Annotated in this window: 14 protein-coding genes; 9 read left to right on the forward strand and 5 right to left on the reverse strand. The window is 64.4% G+C overall.

Annotation, left to right across the window (positions count from 1 at the left end):
- Window positions 1-18: 18 nt before the first annotated feature.
- The 5 genes from ACGYLX_RS12175 to ACGYLX_RS12195 are packed head-to-tail and all read left to right on the forward strand — an operon-like array spanning window position 19 to window position 4,646.
- Window positions 19-1,338 carry an NAD(P)/FAD-dependent oxidoreductase gene (locus tag ACGYLX_RS12175; protein ID WP_394449747.1) on the forward strand — a complete coding sequence of 440 codons (1,320 nt, stop codon included), beginning with the start codon at window positions 19-21 and terminating at the stop codon, window positions 1,336-1,338.
- The gene (locus ACGYLX_RS12180) at window positions 1,335-2,123 is read left to right on the forward strand and encodes a DUF1365 domain-containing protein (protein WP_394449749.1); all 789 of its coding nucleotides are present in this window, start codon (window positions 1,335-1,337) and stop codon (window positions 2,121-2,123) included. Before ACGYLX_RS12175 ends, ACGYLX_RS12180 begins: the two co-directional genes overlap by 4 nt.
- Window positions 2,120-3,355 (forward strand): MFS transporter, encoded by a 1,236-nt coding sequence (locus tag ACGYLX_RS12185; RefSeq protein ID WP_394449751.1) that lies wholly within the window; start codon window positions 2,120-2,122, stop codon window positions 3,353-3,355. The genes ACGYLX_RS12180 and ACGYLX_RS12185 overlap by 4 nt, the downstream gene beginning before the upstream one ends.
- Window positions 3,352-3,918, forward strand: coding sequence for a DUF3833 family protein (locus ACGYLX_RS12190; RefSeq protein WP_209218426.1), 567 nt, complete (start codon window positions 3,352-3,354; stop codon window positions 3,916-3,918). Before ACGYLX_RS12185 ends, ACGYLX_RS12190 begins: the two co-directional genes overlap by 4 nt.
- Complete coding sequence (locus ACGYLX_RS12195) at window positions 3,915-4,646, forward strand: SDR family NAD(P)-dependent oxidoreductase (protein ID WP_394449753.1); 732 nt, start codon at window positions 3,915-3,917, stop codon at window positions 4,644-4,646. The genes ACGYLX_RS12190 and ACGYLX_RS12195 overlap by 4 nt, the downstream gene beginning before the upstream one ends.
- A gap of 3 nt (window positions 4,647-4,649) precedes the next feature.
- On the opposite strand, the gene ACGYLX_RS12200 is transcribed toward ACGYLX_RS12195, so the two are convergent.
- The 3 genes from ACGYLX_RS12200 to ACGYLX_RS12210 are packed head-to-tail and all read right to left on the reverse strand — an operon-like array spanning window position 4,650 to window position 7,001.
- Window positions 4,650-5,705 (reverse strand): saccharopine dehydrogenase, encoded by a 1,056-nt coding sequence (locus ACGYLX_RS12200; RefSeq protein WP_394449755.1) that lies wholly within the window; start codon window positions 5,703-5,705, stop codon window positions 4,650-4,652.
- Window positions 5,702-6,325: a glutathione S-transferase family protein gene (locus ACGYLX_RS12205; protein WP_394449757.1), complete on the reverse strand. Its 624-nt coding sequence runs from the start codon at window positions 6,323-6,325 to the stop codon at window positions 5,702-5,704. Before ACGYLX_RS12205 ends, ACGYLX_RS12200 begins: the two co-directional genes overlap by 4 nt.
- Window positions 6,326-6,350: 25 nt before the next feature.
- Window positions 6,351-7,001, reverse strand: coding sequence for a histidine phosphatase family protein (locus tag ACGYLX_RS12210; RefSeq protein WP_209218422.1), 651 nt, complete (start codon window positions 6,999-7,001; stop codon window positions 6,351-6,353).
- Window positions 7,002-7,174: 173 nt separating this feature from the next.
- On the opposite strand from ACGYLX_RS12210, the gene fdhF reads away from it, so the two are divergent.
- Both fdhF and ACGYLX_RS12220 read left to right on the forward strand, forming a co-directional pair.
- On the forward strand, window positions 7,175-9,940 hold the full coding sequence (gene fdhF, locus ACGYLX_RS12215; RefSeq protein ID WP_394449759.1) for a formate dehydrogenase subunit alpha: 2,766 nt from the start codon (window positions 7,175-7,177) through the stop codon (window positions 9,938-9,940).
- Between the two features lie 15 nt (window positions 9,941-9,955).
- Entirely contained in the window at window positions 9,956-11,149 is a 1,194-nt protein-coding gene (locus ACGYLX_RS12220) for a hydantoinase/carbamoylase family amidase (RefSeq protein ID WP_394449761.1), read from the forward strand.
- A 6-nt stretch (window positions 11,150-11,155) separates the two neighbouring features.
- On the opposite strand, the gene ACGYLX_RS12225 is transcribed toward ACGYLX_RS12220, so the two are convergent.
- A complete protein-coding gene (locus tag ACGYLX_RS12225) occupies window positions 11,156-11,872 on the reverse strand; it encodes a response regulator transcription factor (protein ID WP_394449763.1) in 717 nt (238 codons plus the stop codon).
- Window positions 11,869-13,779 (reverse strand): PAS-domain containing protein, encoded by a 1,911-nt coding sequence (locus ACGYLX_RS12230; RefSeq protein ID WP_394449765.1) that lies wholly within the window; start codon window positions 13,777-13,779, stop codon window positions 11,869-11,871. The genes ACGYLX_RS12225 and ACGYLX_RS12230 overlap by 4 nt, the downstream gene beginning before the upstream one ends.
- Before the next feature lie 127 nt (window positions 13,780-13,906).
- Between ACGYLX_RS12230 and ACGYLX_RS12235 the strand changes: the two genes are divergently transcribed.
- Window positions 13,907-14,329 (forward strand): c-type cytochrome, encoded by a 423-nt coding sequence (locus tag ACGYLX_RS12235; protein WP_394449767.1) that lies wholly within the window; start codon window positions 13,907-13,909, stop codon window positions 14,327-14,329.
- 158 nt (window positions 14,330-14,487) lie between these two features.
- Window positions 14,488-16,458: an AMP-binding protein gene (locus ACGYLX_RS12240; protein ID WP_394449769.1), complete on the forward strand. Its 1,971-nt coding sequence runs from the start codon at window positions 14,488-14,490 to the stop codon at window positions 16,456-16,458.
- Window positions 16,459-16,502: the final 44 nt, after the last annotated feature.

The following is a 16,502-nucleotide window of genomic DNA, read 5'->3' on the forward strand; positions in this document are numbered from 1 at the left end:
GACCAAAGCAGGACGCCTATGCCTTTCGAAGCTCTGAACGACAGTACCCTCCCTCCACAGCCGCTTGGGCGGCGTGTCGCCGTGATTGGCGGCGGGATTTCCGGCATGGGGGCGGCGCATATGCTGGCACCTGCGGACCGCGTCACCCTCTATGAGGCGGGGGCCAAGATCGGCGGCCATGCGCGGACGGTGATCGCGGGCAAGAATGGCGATCAGCCGGTCGATACCGGTTTCATCGTGTTCAACTATGCCAACTACCCGCATCTTGCGGCGCTGTTTGCGGAATTGGACGTGCCGGTCGTACCCTCGAACATGAGCTTTGGCGCGTCGATTGATGGCGGGCGGCTGGAATATGCGCTGACCAATTTCAACGCGGTCTTCGCCCAGAAACGCAATATGTTTAGCCCGCCCTTTCTGCGGATGCTGCGGGACATTCTGCATTTCAACAAGAACGCGCTGGCGGTGTCGCGCGACCCGTCGATGACCATCGCGGAGTTTCTCGACCAGCTGGGCACCGGGCCATATTTCCGCGACTTCTACCTGTCGCCCCTGTCGGGCGCGATCTGGTCTACCCCGACGGAAAAGATCATGGATTTCCCCGCCCATGCCATGGTCAATTTCTTCGAAAACCACGCGCTGCTGAACTATTCCGGTCAGCATCAATGGTACACGGTCAAAGGCGGCTCGCGCCAATATGTCGACCGGTTGGAGAGTGCTCTGCGCGCCAAAGGTGTCGACCTGCGCACCGACAGCCCCGTGCAAGCGGTGCGCCGCACGGCGCAGGGGGCCGAGGTCCGCGCCTATGGCGGGGAGTGGGAGGCCTTCGACGAGGTGATTTTTGCCACCCATTCCGACGACACGCTGGCGATGCTGTCCGACCCGACCGAGGCTGAACAACGCGCCCTCGGCGCCATCCGCTACCAGCCCAATGACATCGTGCTGCATGCCGATGCCAGCATCATGCCCAAGCGGCGCTCCACTTGGGCATCGTGGGTCTATACTGAGGATCGCGAGCAGAAGTCCGACCGGATTGACCTGACCTATTGGATGAACTCGCTGCAACCGATCCCGCAGGACGATCCGCATTTTGTCACGCTCAACACCAAACGCACCATCCGCGAAGAACTGATCTATGACCAAGTGACCCTGCGCCATCCGGTCTATGACCTTGCCGCCTTGGGCGCGCAGGACGAGGTACGCGCCTTCAACGGCAGCCATAACACATGGTTCTGCGGCGCATGGCTGCGCAATGGTTTCCACGAAGACGGGCTGGCCAGCGCGGTGGATGTGGTCGAACGGCTGCAGGCCGCGCGGGCGGCGCCCTTGGCGGCGGAGTGACGGCGCAGGTCGATCATATCCGCGGCCAGACCTTCCATGGCCGCAAGGGCGCGGTTGAGAACCGTTTCCGCTATTCGGTTGACTATGTGATCTGCGATGCCGAGGCCGAGGTGCTGACGGCGCCCGCGCTTTTCGCCCGCAACGGCGCGAGTGTGACCAGCCTGCACGACAGCGACCACGGCGGCGCGCCGGGGCAGGGGCGCGGGGCCTCTTGGGTGCGCGATGTCCTGGCCGCGCATGACATCACCGGGGTCGCGCGGATCGAACTTTTGGCGCAGCCGCGGGTGCTGGGCCATGTCTTCAACCCGGCCAGCTTTTGGCTCTGCCGTCGGGCCGATGATGCGCTGATCGCCGTGATCGCCGAGGTCACGAATACCTATGGCGACCGGCATTCCTATCTTTGCCATCACCCCGATCTGCGCCCCATCGCGCCCGAGGATCGCTTGCGGGCCGCGAAACTCATGCATGTCTCGCCCTTTCAGGACATCTCGGGCGGCTATGTCTTTCGCTTTGACATCAGCGCCGAGCGGATCGGCATCTGGATCGATTTCACGGATGGGAAGAACGGGTTGATCGCCACCTTGACCGGGCCGCGTGCGCCGCTGACGAATGGCCGTATCCTCTGGTCGCTGCTGCGCCGCCCTTTTGGGGCGCGGCGGGTGCTGGCGTTGATCCATTGGCAGGCGCTGAAACTCTGGCTCAAGGGGGCGGGGTTCCGCAACCGCCCCGAGGCACCGCAGGTCGAGGTTTCCCGCGATGCGGCCCATGGCGCGGGCGGGCGATGAGGGCGCGCGCGGCCCGGCTGCCCGCCTATGCGCTTTTCGCCGCATTGCTCGCCTCGGCGGGGCTGCCAATCTACATTCACGCGCCGAAGTTCTATGTCGATGAATACGGGGTTTCGCTGACGGCCCTTGGCTCTGTGCTTTTTGGATTGCGGCTGTTGGACGTGGTGCAAGACCCCGCGCTCGGATGGCTGGCCCAAGCGCTGCGCCACAAACGCGGGCTGGCGGTGACGGTGGCGGGGGCGGTGATGGCGCTGGCGATGCTGGGGCTTTTCGCGGTGCCCGCGCCGATGGCGCCCGTGCTGTGGTTCGCGCTGATGCTGACGCTGGTCTTCTCGGCCTTCAGCTTTCTGACCATCTGTTTCTATGCCCAAGGGGTGGCCAAGTCCGACAGCCTGCCGGGGGCCGGGCATCTGACCCTCGCCCGCTGGCGCGAGACCGGGGCGCTTTTGGGCGTCTGTCTCGCCTCTGTTGCGCCCCTGCTGCTGGGCTTGGCGCTGGATCGGCCTTTTGCCGGTTTCGCGGTGGGCTTCGCGGTTCTGGCGCTCTGGGCCGTGGTGGCGATGCGCAGGGAGTGGCGGGCGACAGGACTGCCGGGCGCGAGCGGTTTCGGCACGGTCTTGCGTGACGGGCAGGCGCGGCGGCTGTTGCTGATCGCTTTGGTCAATGCCGCCCCGGTGGCCGTAACCTCGACCCTGTTTCTCTTTTACGTCGAACTGGCGCTTGAGGCACCGGGATGGGAGGGGCCGCTCTTGCTGCTGTTTTTCATCGCGGCGGCTGCGGCAGCACCGCTTTGGGGGATGCTGGCCGAACGCCACGGCCCGCGCCGGGTGCTCTTGGCGGCGATGGCCTTGGGCATCGCCGCTTTCGGCGGGGCGCTGTTTCTGGGTCCGGGGGATGTGGTGCTGTTCGCCTTGGTCTGTCTGGCTTCCGGCGCGGTCTTGGGGGCCGACCTCACCCTACTGCCTGCCATGTTCGCCAGCCGCATGGCGCAGATCTCTCCCTCGGCGGCCGAAGGCTTTGGCCTTTGGTCTTTCGTGTCCAAACTGACCTTGGCTTTCGCGGCGGCGGCCCTACTTCCCGCCCTAGAAGGCGCAGGGTTGCAGACCGCGACGGGAACCAGTTCCGACACATCCATCTCCCTGTTGATCTGGTTCTATGCCGGTGTACCTTGCGCCCTGAAATTGCTGGCGATCGCTCTTCTCGCCGGTGCAAAAGACGTGGAGACATCGTGACAGAGCCGCTGATCTTTATCGCTGTCGGGCTGGGCCTTGGTCTATTGCTCACCTTCCTGCGCCGCCGGTTGGGGGAGTTTCACGGGCAATCGCCCAGCGACTATGTGGATTCCTTCCCCGTCTTCGACCTGCGTTTGCATCTGCGCGATGAGATGATCTGCGAGGGCGTGATTTTCGGCCCCCTTGGTCGGGTCACCAGCAGTTTCACGGCCAAGTTCGACGTGTCTTGGGAGGGCGATGTCGCCACGGTTGCCGAGAGTTTTCGCTATAACGATGGTTCGCGTCAGCAGCGCGAATGGACCGTGACACTGGGCGAGAATGGCCGTTTCACCAGCACCGCGCCGGATGTGATCGGGGTGGGGCAGGGCGTTCAGGCTGGTCCGACATTGCAGTTGCGCTATCGTATCCAACTGCCCGAGGAACTGGGCAGCCATGTGCTGAAAACCGTCGATTGGATGTATCTCACCCCCGATGGCACCATCGTCAATCGCAGCCAGTTTCGGAAGTTCGGGATCAAAGTAGCAGAATTGGTCGCCACCCTGCGACCGGCGGAGGAAAGATGAAAGACTGGCAAGGCAAGACCTATTGGCTGGTGGGCGCGAGCGACGGGCTTGGCGCGGCACTGGCGCATCAGCTGAGCCGCACCGGGGCCGAGGTGATCCTCTCTGCCCGGTCCGAAGACAAGCTGACCGAGCTCGCGCAGGCGCTGCCGGGGCGGGCGCGGGTGCGGGTCATGGATGTGACCGATGACGAAGACGTCGCACAGGCCGCCAAGGACGTGGGGCCGATCGACGGGCTGGTCTATCTGGCGGGGGCCTATTGGCCCTTTGGCGCGCGGGATTGGGACGCGAAACATGGGGTGACCATGGCCGACGTGAACTTCACCGGCTTGATGCGCGTCTTGGGGCAGGTGGTGCCGCAGATGGTCGCCCGCAATCACGGGCATATCGTCATCACCTCCAGCCTGACCGCCTATCGCGGGCTGCCCGGCTCCATCGGCTATACGGCCTCCAAGGCGGCGACGCTGTCGCTGGCGGAATGCATGCATGCCGATCTGCGCAAGACCGGCGTGCAGGTGCAGGCGATCAACCCGGGCTTTATCAAGACCCAGTTGACCGACAAGAACGATTTCAAAATGCCCTTTTTGATGGAGCCCGATGACGCCGCGCGGCGCGTCTTCGAGCATATGAACAGCGACAGTTTTAAACTGGATTTTCCTTATGGCTTCTCACTGCTGTTCCGTTTGGGGCGCTTCCTGCCGGATTGGCTGTACTACCGGTTCTTTTCCTGAAGGTCAGACCTCGGCGACATGCTGAGTGAACAGATCTCGCGCACGTTGCCAGACGGCATGATCCGTCTCCGGCAGCGCCCGGAGCGTCGGCAGCAACTGGCCCGCGAAATCCTCTGAGCTTTCGCGCGGCAGCATGGATGGCAGGTTGTCGATGGCCATGACATCCAGCGGCGGCGCGTCATGCACGCGCAGCGCTGGCTCCGCCCAAGTGGTCGCGCGGTCATAGACCTGCACCGGGTTGAAGGCGCTGTCGGGGTCGCAGGCGATGTCGCCGATCACGCGCAGGGCGCGCTCGGCCTGAGGGGCATCGGGGCGGACGAAGGCGGGGGTGTCTGGCCCTGCGAGGATGCAGTTGAAGAAATAGGCGTGGTCGAGGATTTCGGGGAAGGGTCCGCCGTGGGCGGTCTCTGCCATGTCCCAACCGGTGACGGGGATGCCAAGTGCCGCGCAAAGATCGCTCGCCCCGCGTCCCACCCGGCCCAAGGCCCCGATCACGAGCGCGCGGTCGCCGCTCGCGTCGACTTGGGCGAGTTCTTCGCTCAATGCGGCTTTCAGCGCTTCGGCGTTAGCGTAGGGCGCAACCGGCCCGCAGGTCTCTCCGCGCAGCTGCGCGATGCGGCATTTGACCGAGACGGCTGCCCCCGCAAAGCCTGCCCAATAGCCAAAGGCGGCAACGCGGCGGCCATCGTCATCGGTCAGGTACTCCAAATCCAGCAGCGCGCCGCCGCCGGCCTTGAACCGCTCTAGTAGTTTGCGGCCCGAGGATTGGCCCTTGTAGGCATGGCCGAACATGATGTGCGTATGCGGCAGGGGCGTGCCGTCTTCGGGCAGTTCCTTGAGGCCAAAGATCACCGCATCGCGCGGGGCCTCGGGCCAGCTATGGGCCGGAACAATCTCACAGCCCGCCCGCGCATAGGCGGCGGTGGGGATCACGCGGCTGTCACTGTCTTCGATGCTCACCTTCGTGCCGGATGCGATCAGCGCGGCGGCCCCTTCGGGCGTCAGTCCGGTGCGGGTCTCATTGTCGCGCTGCTCGGCGCGGAGCCATAGGTGGGTCATGCCAAGAATCCTTTCGCGCGCATGGCCTTGACGCTGTCGCGGTCTTCCATCCGGGCGGCGAAGGCGTCGAGCCGTGGGTAGGCCGCACGGTCGACCCCGTCACCGGCCAGCCACCCCGAGACGACAAAGAGATAGGGATCGGCCAGCGACAGGGCATCACCCGCCACGAAGTCACCCCTAAAGGCGTGGTTCTCAATATAGGCGGTGCAATCGGCCATGGTTTGTGGCACCTTGGCTTTCATATCGTCAAAGCTGGATTGCTGATCGGCCCAGCGGTGGCCGCGCATCTTATGCGCGTGGGCCACATGCATGGTCGAGGCGAGGTAATACATCACCCCGCGCATATGCGCCGCGCGTTCAGGGGCGGCAGGGACCAGCCCCGCATCGGGCGCGCGGGCGGCGACATAGTCCAAAAGCGCGCCGGTCTCGGTCAGGGCGCTGCCCGCTTCGGTCACGAGGGTCGGCACCCGGCCCTTGGGGTTCAGCGCCAGATAGGGTGCGGCGGTCTGTTCGGCGCCGGCGAAATCGACCTTCACCGGCTCATAGGCCAGCCCCGCTTCTTCGAGGGCGATGGCAACGGCGACCGAGATCGTGCCGGGGGCGTAGTGAAGTTTCAGCATGGGTCAGCCTTTCGCGGGCGAGGGGTTACATATGCGTTTGTGCAAGGCGGCGGTCGGGCCGGTCAAGATGCGGCACCGCGTTGAACAGCACCGGCGACCAATGCCCGCCGATGGGAAAGAGCCGGTGCATCGAAGTATGCATGATCGCCAGCGCCAGCCGTGCCATCGCCGGAATCCCGACGCCCATCGCCTGCGCCATCGCCAGTGAGATCAGCCCGCCCGAGGTCACCACCAGCGCCGGGCCTTCGCCCTCGGCAATCTCGGCAAGGACGGATTGCACCCGCGTCTCGAAGCTCTCGTAGGTTTCGGGCGTATCGGCAAGCTTGCCCGCTTTCCAATAGTCGAAGACCTGCGGCAGGTGGTGCACGAACTCGCCCTCGCGGGGGAAGGGCACCTTGTGCTGCTGCTCCATCAGATTGGCGAGGGTGAAATACTCCAGCTCATTCAACCGCGCGTCGCGAATGGGCTCCAGCCCGGTGTTCATCCCCTCCGCCGTTTCGATATGGCGGGTCAGCGTGCCGGTATAGAGCCTTGTGTGGTAGGTCTCGCTCTGGCGCAGATGGTCGCCCAGCCACGCGGCTTGCTCATGGCCAAGCGGGCTGAGTTGATCATAGCTCAGCTCGTCCTTGGCGGTGGAATTGGCTTGGCCGTGGCGGATCAGGGTAATGTGGGACATCAAATGGCTTTCACTGTTCGCCCAAGTGATAGGGCAGCTTGTCGGGCCATACAATGCACTGCGCCCCAATGCACCGCCGCGGCGTTTATCCGTGACGGGGTGTCGGGATTGGCCCCTGACAAGCGCCGGATTTTGCCTATAGTTTGGGCAATAGCCAAGGGGAGGGGGCAGCCATGGCCGAGAGGATCACATTCACGCTTGATGGGCAGACCGTCGAGGCCGAGGCCGGCATGACCATTTGGGAGGTCGCGAACGGTCGGGGTTTGAAAATCCCGCATCTGTGCCACAAACCCGCCCCCGGCTACCGCCCCGATGGCAATTGCCGCGCCTGTATGGTTGAGATCGAGGGCGAGCGTGTGCTGGCGGCGTCGTGCATCCGGGAACCTGCCGAGGGGATGGTCGTCACCACCAACAACCCCCGGGCCGAGAATGCGCGCAAGATGGTGATGGAACTGCTGCTGGCCGACCAGCCTGCGCAGGACGTGGCGCATGACAAGTCGAGCCACATGCGCGAGATGGCGGCGCTGAATGGCGTAGAGGAAAGCCGTTTTCCCAAGTTGGAGCGCGACCGCGTGCCGCTTTTGGACGACAGCCATGTCGCCATGCGCGTGAACCTCGACGCCTGTATCCAGTGCAACCTTTGCGTTCGCGCTTGCCGTGAGGTGCAGGTCAACGACGTGATCGGCATGGCGGGACGCGGCCATGACGCCTATCCGGTCTTCGACATCGGCGATCCCATGGGTGCCTCGACCTGCGTGGCCTGCGGCGAATGCGTGCAGGCCTGTCCCACCGGCGCGCTGATGCCCGCCAGCGTGGTCGACGAGGCGCAGGTCGGTGACTCTGCCGACTTTGACAAGGAGGTCGCCAGCGTCTGCCCCTTCTGCGGCGTCGGCTGCCAGATCTCGCTGAAGGTGAAGGACAACAAGGTCAAATATGTCGAGGGGATCAATGGCCCGGCCAACGAGGGGCGGCTCTGCGTCAAGGGGCGCTTTGGCTTCGACTACATCCACCACGAGCACCGCCTGACCAAGCCGCTGATCCGCCGCGACGACGCGCCCGCCAAGGGGCTGAACGTCGACCCTGGCAACTGGGACGAGGTGTTCCGCGAGGCGACTTGGGACGAGGCGCTCGATTTTGCCGCCAAGGGCCTGAAAGGGCGCGGGCGCGAGGTGGCGGGTTTCGGCAGTGCCAAATGCACCAATGAGGAAGCCTATCTGTTCCAAAAGATGATCCGGCAGGGGTTCGGGCACAACAACGTCGATCACTGCACGCGGCTGTGTCATGCGTCCTCGGTCGCGGCGCTGATGGAGAATGTCGGGAGCGGTGCCGTCACCGCCACCTTCAACGAGATTGAGAACGCCGATGTGGCCATCGTGATCGGTGCCAACCCGGTGGAGAACCACCCCGTCGCTGCGACCTATTTCAAGCAGTTCACCAAGCGCGGCGGCAAGCTCATCGTCATGGACCCGCGCGGGCAGGGGCTGCGGCGCTTCGCCTCGCACATGCTGCAGTTCCGCCCCGGCACCGACGTGGCAATGCTCAACGCGATCATGCATGTGATCGTGGAGGAAGGTCTCTACGACGAGCAATATATTAAGGCCTATACCGAGAATTGGGAGGCCGAGAAGGCGCACCTGAAGGATTTCCCGCCCGAAGCCATGGCCGCCGTCTGCGGCATCGAGGCCGAGGTGCTGCGCGACGTGGCGCGGACCTTCGCCGGGGCCAAGGCGGGGATGATCTTCTGGGGCATGGGGGTGAGCCAGCACATCCACGGCACCGACAATTCGCGCTGCCTGATCAGCCTCGCGCTGATGACCGGCCATGTCGGCCGCCCCGGCACCGGGCTGCACCCCCTGCGCGGGCAGAACAACGTGCAGGGCGCCTCGGACGCGGGCCTCATCCCGATGTTCCTGCCCGACTACCAGCCCGTCGGCGACGACGGCGTGCGCTCGGCCTTCACCGAGGTCTGGGGCTCGGGCGATTTCAGCGCCGAGAAGGGGCTCACGGTGACAGAGATCATGGACGCGGTGCACGAGGGCGAGATCAAGGCGATGTATGTGCTGGGTGAAAACCCGGCGATGTCGGACCCGGATGTCGATCACGCGCGGGCGGCGCTCGCGAAGCTCGACCACCTCGTGGTGCAGGACATCTTCCTGACCGAGACGGCAAACTACGCCGACGTGATCCTCCCCGCCTCGGCCTTCGCCGAGAAATCCGGCACGGTGACCAACACCAACCGGCAGGTGCAGATGGGCCGCCCGGCGGTGACGCCGCCCGGAGACGCGCGCGAGGATTGGTGGATCGAGGTGGAACTGGCCAAGCGGCTGGGGCTGGGCTGGGACTACGAAAGCCCGGCGGAGGTCTTTGCCGAGATGAAGCGCAACATGGCCTCGCTCGACAACATCACCTGGGAGCGGCTGGCTCAGGAGAATGCGGTGACCTACCCGTCGCTCAGCGAAAACGATCCCGGGCAGGCCATTGTCTTTAGCGAGGGGTTCCCCCGGCCCGAAGGCCGCGCCAAATTCACCCCCGCCGCGATCGTGGCGCCGGATGACGCGCCGGACGACGCCTATCCGATGATCCTGACCACTGGGCGCCAGTTGGAACATTGGCACACCGGCTCGATGACCCGGCGCTCCAAGGTGCTAGATGGGCTGGAGCCGGAGGCGAATTGCTCGCTCCACCCCTCGACCCTGCGCCGTCTTGGTGTGACCCCGGGGGAGCATGTGCGGCTGTCGACCAAACGCGGCAGTATCGAGATCATGGCCCGTGCGGATCGCGCCGTGGCGCCCGACATGGTTTTCCTGCCCTTCGCTTATGTCGAAGCGGCGGCGAATATCCTGACAAATCCAGCGGTTGACCCCTATGGCAAGATCCCGGAGTTTAAGTTCTCTGCCGTTAAGGTGGAGGCGGCGAAAGGGGCCGTCGCCGCCGAGTAAGGAAAGTTTGGAAGAATGAAGATTGATGCCGCCCGTTTCTTGAAAGACCTGCATGATCTGCGCGCCATCGGCGCTGCGGGTGTGGGCAAGGGCGTGGTGCGCCCGGCCTATTCCGCCGCCGATGTGGAAGCGCGCGAATGGCTTGCTGGGCGGATGCGCGACGCGGGGCTGAAGGTCGAGGTCGACGCGATGGGCAACCTCTTTGGCTTGGCCGAGGAGCCGTCGATCCTGTTGGGGTCGCATTCCGACAGCCAGCCCGAAGGCGGCTGGCTTGATGGGGCCTTGGGCGTGATCGCCGCGCTTGAAGTCGCCCGGGCGGCGGGTGAGGCCGGAGGGCCTGCAGTCTCGGTCGTGTCCTTTCAGGACGAAGAGGGGCGCTTTGGCGTGACCACCGGTTCGACCGTCTGGTCCGGCGCGTTGGATCAGGCAAAGGCCGATGGCTTTACCGACGACGCCGGGGTCAGCTTGGCCGAGGCGCGCCGCGCGATGGCGGGTATGGTCACCGGCCCCGTCGATCCCGCGCAGTTCACCGGCTATATCGAGTTGCACATCGAACAGGGGCCGACACTGGATGACAGCGGTGAGCAGATCGGCGTCGTCTCTGACATCGTGGGCATCCGCGACATGAAAGTGACCTTCGAAGGCCAGCAGAACCACGCGGGCACCACGCCGATGGCGGTGCGGCGCGATGCTTTTCAGGCGGTGTCGGAGTTTAACAGTCTGCTGAACGACCGGCTGCGCAATGTGGTGACGCCCAGCACCGTCTGGACCATCGGCCATGTCAGCCTGCACCCCAATGCTTCGTCTATCGTGCCGGGCAAGGCCGTGTTCTCCATGCAATGGCGCGATGGCGACAGTGACCGTCTGGGGCGGATGGAGAAGGTCATCCGAGAGACCGCCGAAGAGGTGGCCCAGACACGCGGGATGGACCTGAGCTTTGGCCCGATGCTGGGGCTGGAGCCGGTTGCCATGGACGCGCGGCTGCGCGATGCGCTGGCGGAGGCGGCTGAAGCCGTGGCCCCCGGCAAATGGCGCAGGATGCCCTCTGGTGCTTTGCATGACGCGACCAATGTGGCGCGATTGATGCCGGTGGCGATGCTTTTTGCCCCTTCGATCAACGGCATCAGCCATGCCTTCGAAGAAGACACGGATGAGGCCGATTTGGTCGCGGCAGTCGAGGTGTTGGGGCGGGCGGTGGTGGCGCTCTAAACGCGCTCAGTCCCAGTCCACGTCGCCGAGGAAGATATAACCCGCGCCGTAGATCGTCTTGATCAACTGCGGGTTCTTCGGGTCTTCGCCCAGTTTCGTGCGCAGCCGCGAGATGCGCACGTCCATCGCCCGGTCAAAACTTTCCGAGGCGACACCGCCGAGGCTTTCTTGCATCTGCGCGCGGCTAATCAGCCGTTTCGGGGCGTCGAGGAAGAGCCGCAGCACCTCACCCTCGGCATGGGAGAAGGTGACCTCGGCGCCCGTGGCATCCTGTAGCACATAACGGTCGAAATGCGCGGTCCAGCCGTTGAACCGCGCCGTGGTGCCGGCCTGCGGCGTCGGCTTGGCGCTGCGCAGGCGGGCACGGATGCGGGCCACGACCTCGGCCGGGTCGAAGGGTTTGATGATGTAGTCGTCGGCCCCCAACTCCAGCCCCGTGACCCGGTCCTGCACCTGCGCGCGGCCCGAGATGATGATCACGATGGCGCCCTGCTCAAGCGCCAGACGGTGCACCAGCGTCAGCCCGTCGGTGTCGGGCAGCGACAGATCGACAAGGCAGACATCGGGCGTATGACTGGCCAATGCGGCCTCAAAGGCCCGCGCGCGGCCAAAGCTGAGCGTGTCGAAGCCCGCTTCCTGCAACGTGTCCGACAGCATCTGCCGGATTTCGGGTTCGTCATCCAGAATGGTGACCAGCGGGCGCGGGGCGGTATCACGGCTCATGGGTCGGTGGCTTTCAATGGGGCGATCAAGGCTTGCAGATCGTTTTTTTCAAAGGGTTTGCGCAGCACCGGCGCGAGGGTCTGCGCCTCAACGAAAAGCGGGTGATCGGGGGGCAGGGAGGTCATCAGCAAGAGCGGCAAGCTGCTGCCGACACGGCGGGCAAGGTCGATCCCGGTGCCCTCGCCCGAAAGCTGAATGTCCGACAGCACCAGCGCGATGTCAGGCAGATCGGCGATGAGGGCGGTGGCCTCATCCGCGCTGGTGGCCTCGATCACCGAATGGCCCTGATCCATGAGCATGTCGCGCACGACGGCGCGGATATCGGTGGTGTCCTCGACCAGCAGCACCAGCCCGGTGGTGGCGGGCACGGCGACGCGGTATGGCAGGCGCAGGCTGATCTGCGCGCCGCCCTCGGGCGCATTGCTCAACCGCAGATCGCCGCCTGAGGATTTGGTCATGTCATAGACCATCGACAGGCCCAGCCCTGACCCCTCGCTGCCCTTGGTGGTAAAGAACGGCTCGACCCCGCGTTCCAGAGCCGAGGGCGCAAAGCCCGGCCCGGTGTCGTGGATCACCCATTCGATCCATGTGTTATGCACCAGCCTTTGGGTCAGCGTGATGGTCCCATGTGCGCCACAGGCATCGCGGGCGTTGAGGATGAGGTTCAACAGCGCATCCTGCACCCGCCCTTTGTCGATCAGCACCGACCCTTCGGGCGCGTCATTGCGCACTATGAGCGCACATTTCGGCGGCAGCGTGGGGGCGGCGAGGGTCGAAAGCTCACTCAGCAGGTCGGCGAGGTCGGTGGCGGCAGGGCGCAGGGCGCGGGGTTCGGTCACATCGGCGATGGAACTCAGCAGCGTGCCGCCGCGCCGCGCGGCGGCCAAGGTGCCTTCGACCAATTCGCCCGCTTGCGGTGGCATGTCGGGCAGGCGGGCGAGTTTTGACTGCATCCCGAGGATGATCGTCAAAAGGTTCGAGAAGTCATGCGCGAGGCCTGAGATCATCCGCGAGGCCAACTCGCGTTTCAGCGTCTGTTGCAGGGCGACACGGGTCTGGGTCTCTTCGGTGATGTCCATAGACAGGATATAGACCCCGCCGCTCCCATCGGGGGTAAAGGCACCGCGGATGCGGCGGGCGGATTCGTCATGGGTGAATTCGATCACCGCCGGGCTGCCCGCATAGGCTTGGGTCAGCGCGGGCTTGATCCGCGCATAGGCCGCCGCCCCAAGCGCGTCACTGATATGCAGCCCGTAGATGTTGCTGGGCCGCCCCGGCATCACGCTGCTAAGGCGGCGGTTGGAGTAGATGTAATGTCCGCTCGCGTCGACATGGGCGATATGGGCGGGCATCATCTCGGTCGTCAGCCGGGTGCGTGCCTCGCTTTCGGTGACCTGTCGTTTGGCCTCCTCCAGCGCTGTGATCGTCGCCTCCAACTGGCGGTTCGTGGCGGCCAGTTGTTCGGCATGGGACAGCAGTTGATCGCTCAGCGCGTCTGAGCGTGCGCGCAACAGCGCCTCTTGCCGCTTGGTGTTGGTGATGTCGGTATAGACGGTGACCCAGCCGCCCTGCGGCAGGGGTGAGCCTTCGACGCTGATGGTGCGCCCGTTCGAGCGGGTCCGCTCCATATAATGCGGCACGAAGGCGCGGGCCTGTTCCACCCGTTCGGCGACGAAAGCGTCGACATCCCCCACCTCGCCATATTCGCCGGTGCCAGCCAGATGGCGGATCGTATCCTCAAAGGGCGCGCCGGGGGTCACCAGCCGGTCGGGCAGGTCGAACATGGATTGAAACGGGGCGTTGCAGACCGCGAGACGCAGGTCGCTGTCATAGATGGTCAGCGCCTGAGCGATCAGGTTTAGACCGGCATTGGTCAGCGCTTTGGTTTGGTCGTCGGTGATCTGCATCGGCATCCTTTCGCATAGGGCTAGCACCGCGCGGGCGAAAGGCAAAGAGCCGCGCGTAAATCGCGCTTGACCTTCTTGCGCTGGAGGCCCCGAGAAGCGCGCCGAATGGAAACCGGAAAGGCAGAGCATGAACAAGAAAATCGGAGCAGGCGCAGCGGCGGCGCTGGTCTTGGGAGGCGGGTATATTTGGTGGCAGGCCGAAGAGGCCCCGGCCCCCGCTGCCAGCGGCGCGGCCATGGTGAAGGTCACCGTGCCGGAGAGCCTGAGCGGCCCCGCGCAGATTGGCGCGCGGGCATTCAAAGCGAAATGCGCCGCCTGCCACGGGGGCAACGCCGCTGGGCGCGAGGGGGTTGGTCCGCCGCTGATCCACAAGATCTATGAGCCCAGCCACCACGGCGACGCATCCTTCATGGTCGCGGCCACCAATGGCGTGCGCCAGCATCACTGGTCTTTCGGCAATATGTCCCCGGTCGAAGGGATTACCCCGGCAGAGGTGAAATCAATCGTGAGCTATGTGCGCGAGGTGCAGCGCGCCAATGGGATCGACTAGCGAAAATGGCGCGCGGAGGGGCTGTAACAATTCGTTAGAATTCGGAAAAGATCAGGAAAAAGTTGACCTCCACAAAAAAGAGAACGTCACTTGTGGGATCATAGAATCGCACAAGCGATCGAACCCGCCGGGGAGGGCGGGCATGGGAGGAAGACAATTTGGCCAAGCCGCTGACGCGTGCCGACGGACCTCAGTCCGTGCCGGCGCTGTTGCACCGCAACGCAAGTGAATTCGCAAACGCCCCCGCTTACCGGGAGAAGGAATACGGGATCTGGCAAAGCTGGACCTGGTCGCAGACCCGCGACGAGGTCGAGGCGCTGGCGCTCGGGTTTCTGGAGTTGGGCCTGAACGAGGGCGATTTCGTCGCTATCATTGGGCGCAACCGTCCCTACCTTTATTGGGCGATGATGGCCGCGCAAATGGCCGGCGCCGTGCCGGTGCCGCTGTACCAAGACGCCAATGCCGAAGAGATGGCCTATGTCATGGGCCACTGCGGCGCGCGTCTGGCCGTGGTCGGCGATCAGGAGCAGGTCGACAAGATCATCGAAGTGCAGGACCAGCTGCCCGACTTCGAGCGAATGATCTACCTCGACCCCCGCGGGCTGCGTAAATACGACCATTCCAAGCTGGATCAATACACCGCCGTGCAGGAGATGGGCCGCGCTAACCGCGAGAAGCACATTGCCGAGCTTGAGGCGCGTCAGGCCAAGTTGAACTACGATTCCACCGGCGTGATGCTCTATACCTCGGGCACCACCGGAAAGCCCAAGGGCGTGGTGCTGTCCAACCGCAACGTGATCGAGACCGCGAAGTCTTCGTCGGAGTTCGACAACCTCAAACGCACCGACGAGATCCTCGCCTATCTGCCGATGGCTTGGGTGGGGGATTTCATCTTCTCCGTGGGCCAAGCGCTCTGGACCGGGTTCTGCACCAATTGCCCCGAAAGCGCCGACACGATGCATGTCGACCTGCGCGAGATCGGGCCGACCTATTACTTCGCCCCGCCGCGTGTCTTCGAGACGCAGCTGACCTCCGTCATGATCCGCATGGAGGACGCGAGCCGGTTCAAGAAATGGCTTTTTGACACTTTCATGGCCCATGCCCGCAAGGTCGGTCCCGCTATTCTGGACGGCAAGAAAGTGTCCGCTTGGGACCGCGCGAAATACGCGTTGGGCGAGTTGATGATCTATGGCCCGCTGAAGAACACCCTCGGCTTTAGCCGCGTGCGCGTGGGCTATACCGCCGGTGAGGCGATCGGGCCTGAAATCTTCGATTTCTACCGCTCGCTCGGCATCAACCTGAAGCAGCTCTACGGCCAGACCGAGGCGACGGTGTTCATCACCGCGCAGCCCGATGGCGAGGTGCGCAGCGATACCGTGGGCGTGACCTGTCCCGGGGTGGAGTTGAAGATCGCCGACAATGGCGAGGTTTTCTACCGTTCGCCGGGGGTTTTCGTGGAATACTACAAGAATCCCGAAAGCACCGCCGACACCAAAGACCCGGAAGGCTGGGTCGCCACCGGCGACGCGGGCTTCATCGAGGAAGGCTCGGGCCATCTGCGCATCATCGACCGCGCCAAGGACGTGGGCCAGATGGCCGACGGCAGCCTCTTCGCGCCGAAATATGTGGAGAACAAGCTCAAGTTCTTCCCCAACATCCTTGAGGCCGTGGTCTTCGGCAACCAGCGCACCGAATGCACCGCCTTCATCAACATCGACCTGACGGCGGTGGGCAACTGGGCCGAGCGCAACAACATCGGCTACGCCTCTTACCAAGAACTGGCACGGCATCCGCAGGTGATGGACACGATCCAGTCTCATGTGGAGGAGGTGAACCGTTCGGTCGCCGAGGACGAGATGCTCTCGGTCTGTCAGGTGCATCGTTTCGTGGTGCTGCACAAAGAACTCGACGCCGACGATGGCGAGCTGACCCGCACCCGCAAGGTGCGCCGCAAGATCATCGAAGAGAAATACGCCGATATCATCGCCGCCCTCTATGACGGGTCCGACAAGGTCAGCACCGAGACGGAAGTGACCTATGAGGACGGGCGCAAGGGCTCGATCAAGGCGACGCTTGAGATCCGCGACGCCGCGGTGCAGCCGGTCAGCCGCCGGATGGCAGCGGAATGAGCGCGGCCAGCGCCGGACAGGCGGGAACTATGGAAAGGGACAGC

Source organism: Sulfitobacter sp. 1A13496 (assembly GCF_043557225.1).
Lineage (GTDB): Bacteria > Pseudomonadota > Alphaproteobacteria > Rhodobacterales > Rhodobacteraceae > Sulfitobacter > Sulfitobacter faviae.

What these genes read in the sequence shown, in the direction of transcription:
- ACGYLX_RS12195 (WP_394449753.1), top strand. Translation starts at nt 3,915, where the DNA reads ATGAAAGACTGGCAAGGCAAGACCTATTGGCTGGTGGGCGCGAGCGAC.
- ACGYLX_RS12175 (WP_394449747.1), top strand. Translation starts at nt 19, where the DNA reads ATGCCTTTCGAAGCTCTGAACGACAGTACCCTCCCTCCACAGCCGCTT.
- ACGYLX_RS12210 (WP_209218422.1), bottom strand. Translation starts at nt 7,001, where the DNA reads ATGTCCCACATTACCCTGATCCGCCACGGCCAAGCCAATTCCACCGCC.
- ACGYLX_RS12185 (WP_394449751.1), top strand. Translation starts at nt 2,120, where the DNA reads ATGAGGGCGCGCGCGGCCCGGCTGCCCGCCTATGCGCTTTTCGCCGCA.
- ACGYLX_RS12200 (WP_394449755.1), bottom strand. Translation starts at nt 5,705, where the DNA reads ATGACCCACCTATGGCTCCGCGCCGAGCAGCGCGACAATGAGACCCGC.
- ACGYLX_RS12230 (WP_394449765.1), bottom strand. Translation starts at nt 13,779, where the DNA reads ATGCAGATCACCGACGACCAAACCAAAGCGCTGACCAATGCCGGTCTA.
- ACGYLX_RS12235 (WP_394449767.1), top strand. Translation starts at nt 13,907, where the DNA reads ATGAACAAGAAAATCGGAGCAGGCGCAGCGGCGGCGCTGGTCTTGGGA.
- ACGYLX_RS12220 (WP_394449761.1), top strand. Translation starts at nt 9,956, where the DNA reads ATGAAGATTGATGCCGCCCGTTTCTTGAAAGACCTGCATGATCTGCGC.
- ACGYLX_RS12205 (WP_394449757.1), bottom strand. Translation starts at nt 6,325, where the DNA reads ATGCTGAAACTTCACTACGCCCCCGGCACGATCTCGGTCGCCGTTGCC.
- ACGYLX_RS12225 (WP_394449763.1), bottom strand. Translation starts at nt 11,872, where the DNA reads ATGAGCCGTGATACCGCCCCGCGCCCGCTGGTCACCATTCTGGATGAC.
- fdhF (WP_394449759.1), top strand. Translation starts at nt 7,175, where the DNA reads ATGGCCGAGAGGATCACATTCACGCTTGATGGGCAGACCGTCGAGGCC.